At 60.9% G+C, this 17,579-nt stretch carries 18 protein-coding genes; 14 read left to right on the top strand and 4 right to left on the bottom strand.

The window, feature by feature from the left end; translation table 11 throughout:
• Positions 1–9 precede the first annotated feature (9 nt).
• A complete protein-coding gene (argB, locus tag ABH909_RS04475; protein ID WP_007894690.1) occupies positions 10–915 on the top strand; it encodes an acetylglutamate kinase in 906 nt (301 codons plus the stop codon).
• Positions 916–1,118: 203 nt separating this feature from the next.
• On the opposite strand, the gene pyrE is transcribed toward argB, so the two are convergent.
• Positions 1,119–1,763, bottom strand: a complete 645-nt coding sequence (gene pyrE, locus ABH909_RS04470) for an orotate phosphoribosyltransferase (protein ID WP_150734013.1) — start codon at positions 1,761–1,763, stop codon at positions 1,119–1,121.
• Between the two features lie 82 nt (positions 1,764–1,845).
• Between pyrE and ABH909_RS04465 the strand changes: the two genes are divergently transcribed.
• Positions 1,846–2,625 (top strand): exodeoxyribonuclease III, encoded by a 780-nt coding sequence (locus tag ABH909_RS04465; RefSeq protein WP_007934608.1) that lies wholly within the window; start codon positions 1,846–1,848, stop codon positions 2,623–2,625.
• A gap of 175 nt (positions 2,626–2,800) precedes the next feature.
• On the opposite strand, the gene ABH909_RS04460 is transcribed toward ABH909_RS04465, so the two are convergent.
• Together ABH909_RS04460 and rph are read right to left on the bottom strand one after the other, a co-directional pair.
• Complete coding sequence (locus tag ABH909_RS04460; RefSeq protein WP_429430807.1) at positions 2,801–3,169, bottom strand: DUF4870 domain-containing protein; 369 nt, start codon at positions 3,167–3,169, stop codon at positions 2,801–2,803.
• A 29-nt stretch (positions 3,170–3,198) separates the two neighbouring features.
• On the bottom strand, positions 3,199–3,921 hold the full coding sequence (gene rph / locus ABH909_RS04455) for a ribonuclease PH (protein ID WP_095633619.1): 723 nt from the start codon (positions 3,919–3,921) through the stop codon (positions 3,199–3,201).
• 269 nt (positions 3,922–4,190) lie between these two features.
• Here rph and ABH909_RS04450 point away from each other — a divergent pair, with 269 nt between their 5' ends.
• The 6 genes from ABH909_RS04450 (at position 4,191) to ABH909_RS04425 (ending at position 9,484) form a co-directional block, all read left to right on the top strand.
• Positions 4,191–5,054, top strand: a complete 864-nt coding sequence (locus tag ABH909_RS04450) for a YicC/YloC family endoribonuclease (RefSeq protein WP_429430804.1) — start codon at positions 4,191–4,193, stop codon at positions 5,052–5,054.
• 12 nt (positions 5,055–5,066) lie between these two features.
• A complete protein-coding gene (gene gmk / locus ABH909_RS04445) occupies positions 5,067–5,687 on the top strand; it encodes a guanylate kinase (protein ID WP_095633621.1) in 621 nt (206 codons plus the stop codon).
• Between the two features lie 167 nt (positions 5,688–5,854).
• Positions 5,855–6,118 (top strand): DNA-directed RNA polymerase subunit omega, encoded by a 264-nt coding sequence (gene rpoZ, locus ABH909_RS04440; RefSeq protein WP_003177259.1) that lies wholly within the window; start codon positions 5,855–5,857, stop codon positions 6,116–6,118.
• A gap of 57 nt (positions 6,119–6,175) precedes the next feature.
• Entirely contained in the window at positions 6,176–8,281 is a 2,106-nt protein-coding gene (spoT, locus tag ABH909_RS04435; RefSeq protein WP_007894658.1) for a bifunctional GTP diphosphokinase/guanosine-3',5'-bis pyrophosphate 3'-pyrophosphohydrolase, read from the top strand.
• 24 nt (positions 8,282–8,305) lie between these two features.
• Entirely contained in the window at positions 8,306–8,686 is a 381-nt protein-coding gene (locus ABH909_RS04430) for a RidA family protein (protein WP_095633622.1), read from the top strand.
• Between the two features lie 57 nt (positions 8,687–8,743).
• Positions 8,744–9,484 carry a hypothetical protein gene (locus ABH909_RS04425; RefSeq protein ID WP_429430801.1) on the top strand — a complete coding sequence of 247 codons (741 nt, stop codon included), beginning with the start codon at positions 8,744–8,746 and terminating at the stop codon, positions 9,482–9,484.
• Positions 9,485–9,624: 140 nt separating this feature from the next.
• On the opposite strand, the gene ABH909_RS04420 is transcribed toward ABH909_RS04425, so the two are convergent.
• Positions 9,625–10,482, bottom strand: coding sequence for an SDR family oxidoreductase (locus tag ABH909_RS04420; protein WP_429430799.1), 858 nt, complete (start codon positions 10,480–10,482; stop codon positions 9,625–9,627).
• Positions 10,483–10,671: 189 nt separating this feature from the next.
• Here ABH909_RS04420 and exbB point away from each other — a divergent pair, with 189 nt between their 5' ends.
• The 6 genes from exbB (at position 10,672) to ABH909_RS04390 (ending at position 17,576) form a co-directional block, all read left to right on the top strand.
• On the top strand, positions 10,672–11,628 hold the full coding sequence (exbB, locus tag ABH909_RS04415; protein WP_429430797.1) for a tonB-system energizer ExbB: 957 nt from the start codon (positions 10,672–10,674) through the stop codon (positions 11,626–11,628).
• A 6-nt stretch (positions 11,629–11,634) separates the two neighbouring features.
• On the top strand, positions 11,635–12,063 hold the full coding sequence (gene exbD / locus ABH909_RS04410; RefSeq protein ID WP_429430795.1) for a TonB system transport protein ExbD: 429 nt from the start codon (positions 11,635–11,637) through the stop codon (positions 12,061–12,063).
• Positions 12,060–12,806, top strand: coding sequence for an energy transducer TonB family protein (locus tag ABH909_RS04405; protein ID WP_123499437.1), 747 nt, complete (start codon positions 12,060–12,062; stop codon positions 12,804–12,806). Before exbD ends, ABH909_RS04405 begins: the two co-directional genes overlap by 4 nt.
• Before the next feature lie 276 nt (positions 12,807–13,082).
• Positions 13,083–14,012, top strand: coding sequence for a hydrogen peroxide-inducible genes activator (locus ABH909_RS04400; RefSeq protein ID WP_008073417.1), 930 nt, complete (start codon positions 13,083–13,085; stop codon positions 14,010–14,012).
• Positions 14,013–14,021: 9 nt separating this feature from the next.
• A complete protein-coding gene (recG, locus tag ABH909_RS04395) occupies positions 14,022–16,097 on the top strand; it encodes an ATP-dependent DNA helicase RecG (protein WP_429430792.1) in 2,076 nt (691 codons plus the stop codon).
• A 78-nt stretch (positions 16,098–16,175) separates the two neighbouring features.
• Entirely contained in the window at positions 16,176–17,576 is a 1,401-nt protein-coding gene (locus ABH909_RS04390) for an aminoacyl-tRNA deacylase and HDOD domain-containing protein (protein ID WP_429430790.1), read from the top strand.
• Positions 17,577–17,579: the final 3 nt, after the last annotated feature.

Here is a 17,579-nt window from a genome sequence, read left to right as displayed (position 1 = left end):
GAGCCCTGAATGACCCTCGAACGCGAAGCCGCCGCCAACACCGCCAAGGTCCTGTCCGAAGCGCTGCCTTACATTCGCCGCTATGTCGGCAAGACGCTGGTGATCAAATACGGCGGCAACGCGATGGAAAGCGAGGAGCTGAAAACCGGCTTCGCCCGCGACATCGTGCTGATGAAAGCCGTGGGCATCAATCCGGTCGTGGTTCACGGTGGCGGCCCGCAAATCGGCGACCTGCTCAAGCGTCTGTCGATCGAGAGCCACTTCATCGATGGCATGCGCGTGACTGACGCGCAGACCATGGACGTGGTGGAAATGGTCCTCGGCGGTCAGGTTAACAAAGACATCGTCAACCTGATCAACCGTCATGGCGGCAGCGCCATCGGCCTGACCGGTAAAGATGCCGAGCTGATTCGCGCGAAAAAGCTCACCGTCACCCGTCAGACGCCGGAAATGACCCAGCCGGAAATCATCGACATCGGCCACGTTGGCGAAGTGGTCGGGATCAACACCGACCTGTTGAACCTGCTGGTCAAAGGCGACTTCATCCCGGTGATCGCGCCAATTGGCGTCGGCGCCAACGGAGAGTCATACAACATCAACGCCGACCTGGTGGCCGGGAAAGTGGCCGAAGCGCTGAAGGCTGAAAAGCTGATGCTGCTGACCAACATCGCCGGCCTGATGGACAAATCGGGCACGGTTCTGACCGGCCTGACGACCCAACAGGTCGATGACCTGATCGCCGACGGCACTATCTACGGTGGCATGCTGCCGAAGATCCGTTGCGCGCTGGAAGCGGTACAAGGCGGTGTGGGCAGCTCGTTGATCATCGATGGTCGGGTGCCAAACGCGATTCTGCTGGAAATCTTCACCGATACGGGTGTGGGTACGCTGATCAGTAATCGCAAGCGTCACTAAGCCACACAAACAAAAAGACCCCGCTCAGCCTGGCTGAGCGGGGTCTTTTTTTGCCTGCAATCCCTGTGACAATCCACCTTTTGTGGCGAGGGAGCTTGCTCCCGCTTGAGTGCGTAGCACTCACAAAATCCTTGGGTCTGCTACGCAGCCCAGCGGGAGCAAGCTCCCTCGCCACACAAGCCCGCTCCCACAAGGAATTGTGGTTAGACGCCGAATTGTGCGCGGTAGGCCTCAACTGCTGGCAGGTGTTGCTTGAGCTGCGGATCATCCGCCAGGAACTCGAGCACCTGATTCAGCGAAACAATGCTGATCACCGGAATGCCGAAATCGCGCTCCACTTCCTGGATCGCCGACAACTCGCCGTTGCCACGCTCCTGACGGTTCAGGGCGATCAGCACGCCGGCGGCCTTGGCGCCGTCCTGGGAAGCGATGATCTGCATCACTTCGCGGATGGCGGTGCCAGCGGTGATCACGTCGTCGATGATCAACACTTCGCCCGTCAGCGGTGCGCCAACCAGGCTGCCGCCCTCGCCGTGGGCCTTGGCCTCCTTGCGGTTGAAGCACCAGGGCAGGTCACGGTTGTGATGCTCGGCCAATGCCACCGCGGTAGTCGCGGCCAAAGGAATGCCTTTGTAGGCCGGGCCGAACAGCACGTCGAACGAAATACCGCTCTCGACGATGGCTGCCGCATAGAAACGACCCAGCTGCGCCAGGGCAGAACCCGAGTTGAACAGGCCGGCATTGAAGAAGTAAGGACTGGTGCGTCCGGACTTCAGGGTGAACTCACCGAAGCGCAAAACGCCACGATCAATGGCAAAACGAATGAAGTCGCGCTGATACGCTTGCATGAAAAAAACCCCAAATACCACGGATTTAGCTAATTAGGTAGACGCCGTGTATCATACCCGCACGCGATTTTTGGGGCCACTTATGCGGATCATCAGTGTGAACGTCAATGGTATTCAGGCGGCAGTCGAGCGTGGTTTGCTCAGTTGGCTGCAAGCACAGAATGCCGACGTCATCTGCCTGCAGGACACCCGTGCCTCCGCCTTTGAACTGGACGATCCAGCCTTCCAACTGGATGGCTACTTCCTTTATGCCTGCGAAGCTGAAGTTCCCGCCCAAGGTGGCGTGGCTTTGTACTCGCGGTTGCAACCGAAGGCAGTCATCAGCGGTCTCGGTTTCGAGACAGCCGACCGCTACGGGCGTTACCTGCAAGCCGATTTCGACAAGGTCAGCATCGCGACCTTGCTGCTCCCTTCGGGGCAGAACGGCGATGAAGATTTGAACCAGAAGTTCAAGCTAATGGACGATTTCGCCCGTTATCTGGATAAACAGCGGCGCAAACGTCGCGAGTACATTTACTGTGGCTCGCTCTACGTGGCGCAACAGAAGCTGGATATCAAGAACTGGCGCGACAGCCAGCAATCCCCGGGCTTCCTGGCGCCGGAACGTGCCTGGATGGACGAGATTGTCGGCAACATGGGCTATGTCGACGCCCTGCGCGAAGTCAGCCGTGAAGGCGACCAGTACAGCTGGTGGCCGGATAACGAACAGGCCGAGATGCTCAACCTGGGCTGGCGTTTCGACTACCAGCTGCTGACCCCTGGCCTGCGCCGCTTCGTACGCAGCGCACGTTTGCCACGCCAGCCGCGGTTCTCGCAACACGCGCCGCTGATCGTGGACTACGACTGGACGCTGACAATCTAAGCGTCTTTTCGCAGACGCAAAAAAGCCGACTTCACTGTCGGCTTTTTTGTGGGCAATGATTACTCAATGTGGGAACGGGCTTGCTCGCGAAGACGGCTTAACATTCAACATTGAAGTTGACTGACCCACCGCATTCGCGAGCAAGCCCGCTCCCACAGGGGATTGGTGTCGCCGTTTATTTCACCAGGCGCCAGGTGAATGGATACCGGTAAGGGAACCCTTCATTGGCTTTCACGCCCGCAATAATGGTCAGCACCAGCGCACCGATCGCGACCAGACCAAACAGGAAGAACCCGATAATCACCAGCATCAGCAGGAAGCAGATGGCGGAAGCTATGGCGACGGTGATCTGAAAGTTCAGCGCCTCCTTGCCTTGCGCGTCGATGAACGGGTCGGACTCGCGTTTCATCTGCCAGAGAATCAGCGGCCCGATCAGCGTGCCGAACGGCAGCCAGATCCCCAGCAAGGCGGACAGGTGACAAAACATCGCCCACTGACGAGCCTCTCGGCTCGGTGTGGGTAGCGGCAGTTGCTCGTCACTCATGGCGTCCTCCTTGCGTGGAGCGGGTCCGATCAGTCGGCCAGTGCAGCCTTCTGCAGTTCGAAAATCTCGATCATGCCTTTTTTCGCCAGTGCCAGCATCGCGTTCAGTTCTTCCGGCTGGAACGGTGCGCCTTCGGCAGTGCCCTGAACTTCGATAAAGCCGCCAGTGCTGGTCATCACCACGTTGAGGTCAGTTTCGGCAGCCGAATCTTCCAGGTAGTCGAGGTCAAGCACAGGCTCGCCTTGGTACATGCCCACCGAAACGGCAGCGATCATTTGCTTGAGCGGGTCGCCACCTTTGAGGCCGCCACGCTTCTTGATCACTTTCAAGGCATCGATCAGTGCAACCATCGCACCGGTGATGGACGCGGTGCGGGTGCCGCCATCGGCCTGGATCACGTCGCAGTCGACGTACAGGGTAACGTCGCCCAGTTTGGACATGTCCAGCGCAGCGCGCAGGGAACGGCCGATCAAACGCTGGATTTCCAGCGTACGGCCGCCTTGCTTGCCGCGGCTCGCTTCACGCTGGTTACGCTCGCCGGTGGCGCGCGGCAGCATGCCGTATTCGGCAGTCAACCAGCCTTGGCCCTGGCCTTTGAGGAAACGCGGCACGCCGTTCTCGACACTGACGGTGCAGATGACTTTGGTATCACCGAACTCGACCAGTACAGACCCCTCGGCGTGTTTGGTGTAGTTGCGGGTAATGCGGATCGAGCGGAGCTGATCGGCAGCGCGACCACTTGGACGTTTCATAGGGATTACCTGTACGGAGGACGGAAAACTGCCGAGCATTATAGAGCCGTGGGCCGCCAGTGGGCACTTCTAAAAAAATCGCCCGACGATTAAAGCCCTTGAATAGAGCTTAGCCGACGGCCTGCAGCTCTTTGTCACAGCGTGTGTTTGGGCGCATCCGCCCCACTGCGCTACAATCCTGCGCCTTTGCTGCCTGTCGGCTTTAATTCACAGATAGCGGGTCCGCCAAACCATGGGTTACGCGCCGACCTGCATTGCGAGGTACCTCCATGGTGCACAGCATGACCGCCTTCGCCCGCGTAGAGAAAGCCGGCATCCAGGGCACCCTGAGCTGGGAATTGCGCTCGGTCAACAGCCGCTACCTGGAACCCCACTTGCGTCTGCCGGAGTCTTTCCGCGACCTCGAAGGCGCGGTCCGCGAAGCCCTGCGTCAGGGATTGTCCCGGGGCAAGCTCGAATGCACCCTGCGCTTTACCGAAGAAAGCACTGGCAAACCGCTGCAAGTGGACCGTGAACGCGCCGCGCAATTGGTCGCTGCCGCCGAGACAGTCGCCAGCCTGATCAAGCATCCGGCCGCGCTGAACCCGCTGGAAGTCCTGGCCTGGCCCGGTGTACTGGTGGCCGACGCCGCCGACCCGCAAGCACTGAATGCCGAAGCCCTGGCGCTATTTCACCAGGGCCTGAAGGAACTCAAGGCCGGTCGCGAGCGCGAAGGCACTGAGCTGGCGCGATTGATCGACGAGCGCCTGACCTCTATTGAAGGGGATGTGGTGATCCTGCGCGAACTGGTCCCGCTGATGCTCGCCACCCAGCGCCAGAAAGTACTCGACCGCTTCACCGACATGAAGGCCGACCTCGACCCGCAGCGACTGGAGCAGGAAATGGTCATGCTCGCGCAAAAGAGCGACGTCGCCGAAGAACTGGATCGCCTGAGCACTCACATCATTGAAGTTCGCCGGGTGCTCAAGTCCGGCGGCGCTGCCGGTCGGCGCCTGGACTTCCTGATGCAGGAACTCAACCGCGAAGCCAACACACTGGGCTCCAAAGCCTTCGACCCGCGCAGCACCCAGGCGGCGGTCAACCTCAAAGTGTTGATCGAGCAGATGCGCGAACAAGTGCAGAATATTGAGTAAGGCAAACCCGACATGACCCACAGCACCGGCACCCTGTACATCATTTCCGCCCCTTCGGGCGCGGGCAAGAGCAGTCTGGTCAAAGCCCTGACCGACGCCGACCAGGACATCCGTGTCTCGGTCTCCCACACCACCCGCGCCATGCGCCCCGGTGAAGTCAACGGCGTGAACTACCACTTCGTCGAACGCAGCGAGTTCGTGAAGATGATCGAGCACGGGGATTTCCTCGAGCGCGCCGAAGTGTTCGGCAATCTCTATGGCACCTCGCAAAGCCACCTGCAGCAGACACTGGATGAAGGCCACGACCTGATTCTGGAAATCGACTGGCAGGGCGCAGAACAAGTGCGCAAGTTGATGCCCCAGGCCCGCTCGATCTTCATTCTGCCGCCGTCGCTGGAAGCCTTGCGTCAGCGCCTGAACAATCGCGGCCAGGACAGCAACGAGGTCATCGAAGGCCGGATGCGTGAAGCCGTCAGCGAAATGAGCCACTACGTCGACTACGACTACCTGATCATCAACGACGATTTCGCCCACGCGCTGCGCGATTTGCAGGCAATTTTCCGCGCCAATCAGCTGCATCAGAAGCGTCAGCAGCAGCGTCACGGTAAATTGTTGGCTGAATTGCTCGACTAAACAGCCCTTCCCAAAAGCGCTGCAAGGGCTTTACATTGGCACTTATAGCGCGTTGAAGGGCCTGGTCAAAAAATCAGCGCTTCCCTAATCGCTGGTGATTTTTTAAACTGTTGAGTCCGCTCGCCCAACCGGGCAGCGCGCATATTGCATTCGCTCCGAGGAATACCATGGCCCGCGTAACCGTTGAAGACTGCCTAGAACACGTGGAAAACCGCTTTGAGCTGGTCATGCTCTCTACCAAGCGTGCCCGTCAACTGGCCACCGGCGGCAAAGAGCCCCTGGTTCAGTGGGAAAACGACAAGCCTACTGTTGTAGCACTGCGTGAAATCGCTGAAGGCCTGATGAGCTACGAGTTCATCGCCAACGCTGAAATCGTCGAAGACGAACCGCTGTTCGCAGCGTTCGAGGACGAGTCCAACGAGGCAGTATAAGGCCATGCCCGGTCGACGTAGCACGGCGCGGAGTCACAACGAACGGCAGGAATCATCATGCCGAGCATAGACGCCCTCGCCGATCGCTTATCGACCTACCTCGGCAAGGACCAGGTCAACCTGGTCCGCCGAGCGTACTTCTACGCCGAACAAGCCCACGATGGCCAACGCCGCCGTAGCGGTGAGGCGTACGTCACGCATCCTCTTGCAGTGGCGAATATTCTTGCCGACATGCACATGGACCATCAGAGCCTGATGGCGGCCATGCTGCATGACGTGATCGAAGACACCGGTATTGCCAAGGAAGCGCTGCAAGCGCAGTTCGGCGAAACCGTGGCCGAACTGGTCGACGGGGTCAGCAAACTGACCCAGATGAACTTCGAGACCAAAGCCGAAGCCCAAGCCGAAAACTTCCAGAAAATGGCCATGGCCATGGCGCGCGATATTCGCGTGATCCTGGTCAAACTGGCCGACCGCCTGCACAACATGCGCACCCTGGAAGTACTGTCCGGCGAAAAGCGCCGGCGGATCGCCAAGGAAACCCTGGAAATCTATGCGCCCATCGCCAACCGACTGGGCATGCACGCCATTCGCATAGAGTTCGAAGACCTCGGTTTCAAGGCCATGCACCCGATGCGTTCCGCGCGGATCAACCAGGCGGTCAAACGCGCCCGGGGCAACCGCAAGGAAATCGTCAACAAGATCGAAGAATCCCTCAGCCACTGCCTGGCCATCGACGGCATTCAGGGTGAGGTCAGCGGTCGTCAGAAACACCTCTACGGCATCTACAAGAAGATGCGCGGCAAGCGTCGGGCCTTCAACGAGATCATGGACGTGTACGCGTTCCGTATCATCGTCGACAAGGTCGATACTTGCTACCGCGTGCTGGGCGCCGTGCACAATTTGTACAAACCGTTGCCGGGGCGCTTCAAGGATTACATCGCGATCCCCAAGGCCAACGGCTACCAGTCGCTGCACACCACACTGTTCGGCATGCACGGTGTACCGATCGAAATCCAGATCCGCACCCGTGAAATGGAAGAGATGGCCAACAACGGCATCGCCGCCCATTGGCTGTACAAATCCAGTGGCGACGAGCAGCCCAAAGGCACTCATGCCCGTGCCCGCCAGTGGGTCAAAGGCGTGCTGGAAATGCAGCAACGGGCCGGCAACTCGCTGGAATTCATCGAGAGCGTGAAGATCGACCTGTTCCCGGACGAGGTCTACGTGTTCACGCCCAAAGGCCGGATCATGGAGCTGCCCAAAGGCTCCACGGCGGTCGATTTCGCTTACGCGGTGCACACCGACGTGGGCAACAGCTGCATTGCCTGCCGGATCAATCGTCGTCTCGCACCGCTGTCCGAACCGCTGCAAAGCGGCTCCACAGTCGAGATCGTTAGCGCCCCCGGTGCGCGACCGAATCCGGCATGGCTCAACTTCGTGGTCACCGGCAAGGCGCGGACGCACATCCGCCATGCGCTGAAACTTCAGCGCCGGTCCGAGTCCATCAGCCTCGGCGAACGCCTGCTGAACAAGGTACTCAACGGTTTCGACAGCTCCCTGGAAAAAATCCCGGCCGAGCGCGTGCAGTTGATGCTCCACGAATACCGCCTCGAACTGATCGAAGACCTGCTCGAAGACATTGGCCTGGGCAATCGCATGGCTTACGTGGTTGCCCGCCGCCTGCTGGGCGAAGGTGAACAGCTGCCGAGCCCGGAAGGCCCGCTGGCGATTCGCGGCACCGAAGGTCTGGTGCTCAGTTACGCCAAGTGCTGCACGCCGATCCCAGGCGACCCGATTGTCGGCCATCTGTCTGCGGGCAAAGGCATGGTCGTGCACCTGGACAACTGCCGCAACATCAGCGAAATCCGCCACAACCCGGAAAAATGCATCCAGCTCTCGTGGGCCAAGGATGTCACCGGCGAATTCAACGTCGAGCTGCGCGTCGAACTGGAACACCAGCGTGGCCTGATCGCCCTGCTGGCCAGCAGCGTCAACGCGGCCGACGGCAATATCGAAAAAATCAGCATGGACGAACGCGACGGTCGTATCAGCGTGGTCCAACTGGTGGTCAGCGTGCACGACCGCGTGCACCTGGCCCGCGTGATCAAGAAACTGCGCGCCCTGACCGGGGTCATCCGCATCACCCGCATGCGCGCGTAGCCCATCCCTTACAAGGAGTCATACATGACCAAGACCGTTATCAACAGCGACAAGGCCCCGGCCGCCATCGGTACTTATTCCCAGGCGATCAAGGCTGGCAACACCGTTTACATGTCGGGTCAGATTCCTCTGGACCCAAAAACCATGGAACTGGTCGAAGGCTTCGAAGCCCAGACCGTCCAGGTGTTCGAGAACCTCAAAGCCGTGGCTGAAGCGGCCGGTGGTTCGTTCAAGGACATCGTCAAACTGAACATCTTCCTCACCGACCTGAGCCACTTCGCCAAGGTCAACGAGATCATGGGCAAGTACTTCGAGCAACCTTACCCAGCCCGCGCCGCCATCGGCGTAGCAGCCCTGCCAAAGGGTTCGCAGGTTGAAATGGATGCCATTCTGGTCATCGAGTAACGTGTCCGGCGCAGCTTTCTAAAGGCTGCGCCGATCTTGCTTTGAAAGGATTCCACCATGCGCCAAGCGCTAGCTCTCTCGCTGGTCGCCCTTCTCTTGGGCGGTTGTGCCAGCGATCCTGCCGATCGTGATATCAGCGGCACCTGGATCAATCAGTCGGCGATCGATGCTGCATCCAAGGGCGGCCCCCTGCGCGAAGCGCTCCAGGCCTATGGCCCAAACCTGGAATGGGACATCAACACCCGAGCCGGTCAGGCCCGCTACACCAATGGTTTTGAAAACGTCGAAGGCAAGTTGCTGGGCGAGGAGTCCGGCGCCTGGAAAGTCGACTTTTATGGTAGTTCCGCCAGCGAGCTGAAGCGTGATGGCAAGCAACTGAGCCAGGCCGCCAACGACAACGAGCCGGAGCAAGTCTTCGACCGTGCAGCGGTCCCGGTACCCGAAGGCGCACCGATTGGCGCGAGTTTCGAGCGGGCACTGTATTCGGCTTATATGGGCGGCAGCTGGAAAATCGTCAGCGGCCCCGGCGAAGGCAACACCGTGAAATTCCAGGCCGATGGCCAGGTCGCCGGCCTGCCCGGTGCGGATCGTTATGCCCTGTGCCTGGCGGGCGATTGCGCGTCGATGAGTGGCGGCAACGACAACATCTGGCTGCAGGTGAACGGCCAAGGCAATACCTGGATCTTTGCGCGCAAGGGCAAGGAACTGGAGATTTTCCAGACAGTGAATACGGCACTGGCGGACGAGATGCCTTCGTTTACGCCGGGTGATCGCAAATGGTTGCTGGAAAAACAATAACCCGAATCTAAACCGACGCGCGGTCTAAATGTGGGAGCGGGCTTGCTCGCGAAAGCGGTCTGACATTCAGCGATGATGTTGACTGTTATGACGCCTTCGCGAGCAAGCCCGCTCCCACAGTTGTTGTGTGTAACTGGATTTCAGCAGCGGCCTTCGAGGATCGCGGCATACCCTTCGCGAAAACTCGGATATTTCGGCGCCCAGCCCAACGCCTTCGCCCGGGCATTGCTGCAACGCTTGCTGCCGGCACGACGCACACTGGCGTCCTCGGCCCATTCGGTCACTCCCAGATACTCACGCAACCAACCCACCACCTCGGCCAACGGCGCGGGCGCATCATCGACGCCGATGTAACAATCATCCAGCGCCACCCCACGCCGATCCGCCTCAAGCAGAAACGCCAGCAACCCCGCCGCATCGTCGACGTGAATGCGGTTGGCGTACAACGGTGGATCGATCGCCACGCGATAGCCGCGACGGACCTGGGTCAGCAGCCATTCGCGGCCCGGACCATAAATGCCGGTCAGGCGCACGGTGCTGGTCGGGATGCCGCTATTGAGCGCCACCTGCTCGGCTTCGAGCATTAAACGACCCGAATAGCCGCCCGCCACCGTCGGCGATGTTTCATCGACCCACTCGCCATCCTGCTGGCCGTAAACGCTGCTGCTGGAAACGAACAGTAGTCGATTGGGTACTTGCCCATAATCGCTCAGCCATTCCAGCACGTGCTGCAAACCCTGCACATAAGCGGCGCGGTAACCCGCCTCATCGTGATCGGTAGCCGCCGCGCAATACACCAGGTAATCCACTGCACCGATTGGCCAGGTCGCCGGGCAGTCTTTATTGAACAGGTCACCGGCAACGCCGATCACGCCCTGTGGCAGACGTGAGACATCACGCCGCAAGCCGTGAACCTCCCACCCACGAGCCAATAATTGCGTAGCCAGACGACTGCCGACATCACCGCAACCGGCGATCAAAACAGAAGGCGCGGACATCAGAAAACTCCCATCGGAAAGTCACAGACTAGCGCCGGCAAGGGACCAGCGGCTAGCAATGAAGGAAAAAAAGATACTCTATTACTTTTGTTAACAAGAATTACTTGCAATAATGCCCGCCACTTTTGTTCTCGGCCTCACGAGGCCTGGAAGAACATTTACCGTTTTTTCCTTTCAGGTCCGGCCAGCATGACACCCAATCAATTCCCCGCTTCGCCAACCAAACGACCTCGCGCCTGGAGCGCGATGGCCGCCCTGCTGCTCAGCCTGACGCTGGCGCCGACCGCTGCCTTCGCCGATGCACAAGCGCCGGCCACCCAGCCTGCTGCCGCTCAAACACCGGCCGCGCCTGCCGCGACACCTGCCGCGACCGATCCGGTCCAGGCCGTGGACGCCGCTGACGTGCCGGAAGTCCTCGAAGCCGACAACACGCTGGGCATGGCCCATGACTTGTCGCCGTGGGGTATGTACCAGAACGCCGACATCATCGTGAAGATCGTGATGATCGGTTTGGCCATCGCTTCGATCATCACCTGGACCATCTGGATCGCCAAGGGCTTCGAGCTGATGGGCGCCAAGCGTCGTCTGCGCGCTGAAATCGTCCACCTGAAAAAAGCCGCCACCCTTAAAGAAGCCAGCGCAACGGCCGCCAAAGAAGGCACCCTCGCCCACCTGCTGGTCCACGACGCGCTGGAAGAAATGCGCCTGTCGGCCAACAGCCGCGAGAAGGAAGGCATCAAGGAACGTGTGAGCTTCCGCCTGGAGCGCCTTGTCGCTGCCTGCGGTCGCAACATGAGCAGCGGCACCGGCGTACTCGCCACCATCGGTTCCACCGCGCCGTTCGTCGGCCTGTTCGGTACCGTGTGGGGCATCATGAACAGCTTCATCGGCATTGCCAAAACCCAGACCACCAACCTCGCTGTCGTAGCCCCCGGCATCGCCGAAGCCTTGCTGGCAACCGCGCTGGGCCTGGTTGCAGCGATTCCTGCGGTGGTCATCTACAACGTCTTCGCCCGCTCCATTGCCGGTTACAAGGCACAAGTATCCGACGCCTCGGCAGAAGTCCTGCTGCTGGTCAGCCGTGATCTCGACCACCTGCCGACCGAGCAGCGCAGCTCGCAACCGCACATGGTGAAAGTGGGGTAATCGGCCATGGGCCTGCATTTGAAAGAAGGCGCAGACGACGATCTGGCCGAGAACCACGAAATCAACGTCACGCCGTTCATCGACGTGATGCTGGTGCTGTTGATCATCTTCATGGTGGCGGCGCCGCTGGCCACCGTGGACATCAAGGTCGACCTGCCCGCCTCTACCGCCAAACCTGCACCTCGGCCAGAGAAACCGGTGTTCCTCAGCGTGAAAGCTGACCAGCGCCTGTTCCTCGGCGAAGACGAAGTGAAGGCCGAGACCCTCGGCGCCGCACTCGACGCCAAGACCCAGGGCAAGAAAGACACGACGATCTTCTTCCAGGCCGACAAAGGCGTGGACTACGGCGACCTGATGAGCGTGATGGACGCCCTACGCGCCGCCGGCTACCTGAAGGTCGGCCTGGTCGGACTCGAGACGGCAGCCAAGAAATGATCAACACGCGCCAAAAGCTGACGCGTTACAGCGGGAGCCTGGCCGTGGTGCTAGGCGTTCATGCGCTGGCCATTGCGCTGGCGCTGAACTGGACGTCGCGCCCGCCGATCGAGCTGCCGCCGCAAGCGATGATGGTCGAACTGGCGCCGGTTCCGGCCCCGCCACCGCCCGCACCGCCGAAAGTGATCACGCCGCCACAGCCACCGGCCCCGGTGGAAGAACTGCCGATACCGAAATTGGCTGAAGCGCCGAAGGCCGAAATCGCCGTACCGAAACCGGTCAAACCCAAGCCCAAGCCTCAACCGCCCAAGCCTGTGGAGAAAAAGCCGGAACCGCCGAAGGAAAAGCCTTCCGAGGAAAAACCGAGCGACGCGCAACCGACCCAGGCACCGACGGAGAAATCCGCTCAGCCAGCGCCCGGTCCATCGCCAGCGCAGCAAGCGGCCAAGGCCAGTTGGCAAGGCACTTTGCTCGCGCATCTGGCCAAGTACAAAAAGTACCCGGCCAGTGCACAGGCGCGGGGCAAGGAAGGTTTGAACCGTCTGCGCTTTGTGGTGGATGCTGAAGGCAACGTGTTGTCGTTCGAACTGGTAGGGCGCTCTGGTAACGCCGATCTGGACCGGGCCACCCTGGAAATGATCCGCCGCGCCCAACCGCTGCCCAAGCCACCGGCCGATATGCTGAATAACGGCTCCATCGAGATCGTTGCACCGTTTGTTTACTCGCTGGAACGTCGCCGCTAAAAGCACCACAGATCCAATGTGGGAGCGGGCTTGCTCGCGAAGAGGCCATCACATTCAACATCTGAGTTGACTGTCACACCGCTTTCGCGAGCAAGCCCGCTCCCACAGGTTCTTCGGCGGCTACAAAACCTATGAAAGGCACTCGAAAGGTGCCTTTTGCATATCTGGCAACGGCAAATCCGCATTGCCCTGTGTCACTCAGCACACTCAGTCTGATAACGTGCGTCTATCGATTGCAGCCGGTATGCTTGGCTCGCAACTTCATGGACGCTTGCTATGACTCTGACAGAATTACGCTACATCGTTACCCTCGCCCAAGAGCAGCACTTCGGTCATGCGGCCGAGCGTTGCCACGTCAGCCAGCCAACCCTGTCGGTGGGCGTGAAAAAGCTTGAAGACGAACTCGGTGTGCTGATTTTCGAGCGCAGCAAGAGCGCCGTGCGCCTGACTCCGGTCGGCGAAGGCATTGTTGCCCAGGCGCAGAAAGTTCTCGAGCAGGCCCAGGGCATCCGCGAACTGGCCCAGGCCGGCAAGAACCAGCTGACCGCACCGCTGAAAGTTGGCGCAATCTACACTGTCGGCCCATACCTGTTCCCGCACCTGATTCCACAACTGCACCGGGTCGCCCCGCAGATGCCGTTGTACATCGAAGAAAACTTCACCCACGTGCTGCGCGACAAACTGCGCAACGGCGAGCTCGACGCGATCATCATCGCCCTGCCGTTCAACGAAGCCGACGTGCTGACCTTGCAGCTCTACGACGAGCCGTTCTACGTCCTGATGCCAGCCCAGCATGCGTGGACTCAAAAAGAGTCCATCGACGCCGCCCTGCTCAACGACAAGAGCCTGCTGCTGCTCGGCGAAGGTCACTGCTTCCGCGATCAAGTACTGGAAGCCTGCCCGACCCTGACCAAAGGCAACGACGGCGCCAAGCACACCACGGTGGAATCCAGCTCGCTGGAAACCATCCGCCACATGGTTGCCTCCGGCCTGGGCATTTCGATCCTGCCGCTGTCGGCAGTCGACAGCCATCACTACGCCCCAGGCGTGATCGAAGTGCGCCCACTGAGCGCGCCGGTGCCGTTTCGCACCGTGGCCATCGCCTGGCGCGCGAGCTTTCCGCGGCCGAAGGCGATTGAAATCCTCGCCGACTCCATTCGCCTGTGCTCGGTGGCCAAGCCGCCAGCGCCGGTGGTGGCCGGTTAAGTCGCTGCCATGACCGAGTTGTCGCAAGTGTCGGTGACGGCACTCAAGGGTGTCGGCGAAGCCATGGCCGAGAAACTGGCCAAGGTCGGCCTGGAGAATCTCCAGGACGTGCTGTTCCACCTGCCGCTGCGTTATCAGGACCGCACCCGCGTGGTCCCGATCGGCCATTTGCGACCGGGGCAGGATGCGGTGATCGAAGGCACCGTCAGCGGCGCCGACGTGGTCATGGGCCGACGCCGTAGCCTGGTTGTCCGCCTGCAGGACGGCACCGGCGGGCTCAGCCTGCGCTTCTACCATTTCAGCAACGCCCAGAAAGAAGGCCTCAAACGCGGCACACGCATTCGCTGCTACGGCGAAGCGCGGCCCGGTGCCTCGGGGCTGGAGATCTACCACCCGGAATACCGCGCCATCACCGGCGACGAGCCGCCGCCGGTGGACGAAACCCTGACCCCAGTTTACCCGCTCACCGAAGGCCTGACTCAACAGCGCTTGCGCCAGTTGTGCATGCAAACCCTGACCCTGCTCGGCCCCAGCAGCCTGCCCGACTGGCTACCAAAAGAACTGGCCCGGGACTATCAACTGGCGCCGCTGGCCGATGCGATCCGTTACCTGCATCACCCGCCCGCCGATGCCGATGTCGACGAACTCGCCCTCGGTCATCACTGGGCCCAACACCGTTTGGCCTTCGAAGAACTGCTGACCCATCAATTGTCCCAGCAGCGCCTGCGCGAGAGCATGCGTGCCCTGCGTGCGCCGTCGATGCCAAAAGCCACCAAGCTGCCACAACAGTATTTGGCCAACCTCGGTTTCACCCCGACGGGTGCCCAACAACGGGTCGGCAACGAAATCGCTTACGACCTCAGTCAGCACGAGCCGATGCTACGGCTGATCCAGGGCGACGTCGGCGCCGGCAAAACCGTTGTCGCTGCCCTCGCCGCACTGCAAGCGCTTGAGGCCGGTTACCAAGTCGCACTGATGGCGCCCACAGAGATTCTCGCCGAGCAGCACTTCATTACCTTCAAACGCTGGCTCGAACCGCTGGGCATTGAAGTCGCGTGGCTGGCCGGCAAGCTCAAGGGTAAAAATCGTGTCGCCGCGCTGGAGCAAATCGTCAACGGCACGCCAATGGTGGTCGGCACCCACGCGCTGTTTCAGGAAGAGGTGCAGTTCAAGAACCTGGCGCTGGCGATCATCGACGAACAACACCGCTTCGGCGTGCAGCAGCGTCTGGCATTGCGGCAGAAAGGCGTCGGCGGGCGGATGTGTCCGCACCAGCTGATCATGACCGCCACGCCAATCCCCCGGACGCTGGCCATGAGCGCCTACGCCGACCTCGACACCTCGATCCTCGACGAACTGCCGCCCGGCCGTACGCCCGTAAACACCGTGCTGATCACCGACACCCGTCGCGTCGAAGTGATCGAGCGAGTGCGCGGCGCTTGTGCCGAAGGGCGTCAGGCTTATTGGGTATGCACGCTGATCGAAGAGTCGGAAGAGCTGACCTGCCAGGCCGCCGAAACCACTTATGAAGACCTCACCGCCGCCCTCGGCGAGTTGAAAGTCGGTTTGATCCACGGCCGCATGAAGCCCGCCGAGAAAGCTGCGGTGATGGCCGAGTTCAAGGCCGGCAACCTGCAACTGCTGGTCGCCACCACCGTGATCGAAGTCGGCGTCGACGTGCCCAACGCCAGCCTGATGATCATCGAAAACCCCGAACGCCTCGGCCTCGCGCAGCTGCACCAACTGCGTGGCCGTGTCGGCCGGGGCAGCGCCGTCAGTCATTGCGTGCTGCTTTACCATCCGCCGCTGTCGCAGATCGGCCGTCAGCGCCTGGGCATCATGCGCGAAACCAACGACGGTTTTGTCATCGCCGAAAAAGACCTCGAACTGCGCGGCCCCGGCGAAATGCTCGGCACCCGCCAGACCGGCCTGCTGCAATTCAAGGTCGCCGATCTGATGCGCGACGCCGATTTATTGCCCGCCGTACGTGACGCCGCTCAGGCGTTGCTCGAGCGCTGGCCGGATCACGTCAGCCCGCTGCTCGACCGCTGGCTACGCCATGGGCAGCAATACGGCCAAGTGTGAGCACTGTCGCAGTTTCTGGACCCTGGCGTTAAACAAGCTGGTTATACTCCTGCAATTGTTTGCAAACGGATACAGACCATGACAGAAGCTGCCCTCGCCCCCGAAACCCCGCACGCTCCGTCTGTTATTCGGCTGCTGCTCGGCAAGCTGGGCATCGCTTACGAAGAAGTCCTCGACCATCACGGCCTGAACGCCGCACGCAAAGTGCAGGCAGTTTTGCTGGACGATGCCGTCGGTGCGCTCATGGTGCTGTTCCCCCAGAGCCAATTGCTGGACCTCAACCGCCTCGCCGAACTCACCGGCCGCCGGTTGACCGCCGTATCCACCGACCGCCTGGTAAAAATGCTCGGCAAACACAGCCTGAGCCTGCTGCCCGGCCTGCCGGCGCTCACCAGCTCGCCGTGCCTGTATGAAGAAAGCCTGCTGCGTGAACCGACGTTGCTGATCAACTCGGGCGAGCCGGGCGTACTGCTGGAAATCTCCAGCGACGCTTTCAAAACCATGCTCACCAAGGCCAGCGCCGGCAATTTCGGCGAAGCCGTGAACCGCATCCGCCCGAACCTCGACCGCCCGGATGATGACCGCGAGGAAATCACCCAGGCCGTGCAAGCGTTCACCGCGCGACGCATCCAGCAACGCCTGGAAGAAACCATCGAGATTCCGCCGCTGGCCGAAACCGCGCAGAAAATCATCAAACTGCGCGTCGACCCCAACGCCACTATCGACGACATCACCGGCGTGGTCGAAACCGACCCGGCCCTGGCCGCACAAGTCGTCAGCTGGGCAGCGTCGCCGTACTATGCCTCACCGGGCAAGATTCGTTCAGTGGAAGACGCCATCGTCCGGGTATTGGGTTTCGACCTGGTGATCAACCTGGCGCTGGGCCTGGCCCTGGGCAAAACTCTGAGCCTGCCCAAAGACCACCCGCAACACACCACGCCGTACTGGCAGCAATCGATCTACACCGCCGCCGTCATCGAAGGCCTGACCCGCGCCATGCCCCGCGCCCAGCGCCCGGAAGCCGGCCTGACCTACCTCGCCGGCTTGCTGCACAACTTCGGTTACTTGCTTCTGGCCCACGTGTTCCCGCCGCACTTCTCGCTGATCTGCCGCCACCTGGAAGTCAACCCGCACCTGTGCCACAGCTACGTGGAACAACACCTGCTGGGCATCAGCCGCGAACAGATCGGCGCATGGCTGATGCGCTTCTGGGACATGCCCGAAGAACTGGCCACCGCCCTGCGCTTCCAGCACGACCCAAGCTACGACGGCGATTACGCCGAATACCCGAACCTCGTCTGCCTGGCCGTACGCCTGCTGCGCAGCCGCGGCATCGGCTCCGGCCCGGATGAAGACATCCCGGATGCGTTGCTGGAGCGCGTCGGCCTGACCCGCGACAAAGCCAACGACGTCGTCAGCAAAGTGCTTGAGGCTGAAGTCCTGTTGCGCGAACTGGCTTCGCAATTCAGCCAGGCTTAAAAA

Origin of the sequence: Pseudomonas sp. BS3782 TE3695 (assembly GCF_050435305.1) — a bacterium.
Taxonomy (GTDB): Bacteria; Pseudomonadota; Gammaproteobacteria; order Pseudomonadales; family Pseudomonadaceae; genus Aquipseudomonas.
Note: the sequence above shows the minus strand (reverse complement) of the source record. Positions and strands in the feature narration are given on the sequence as shown.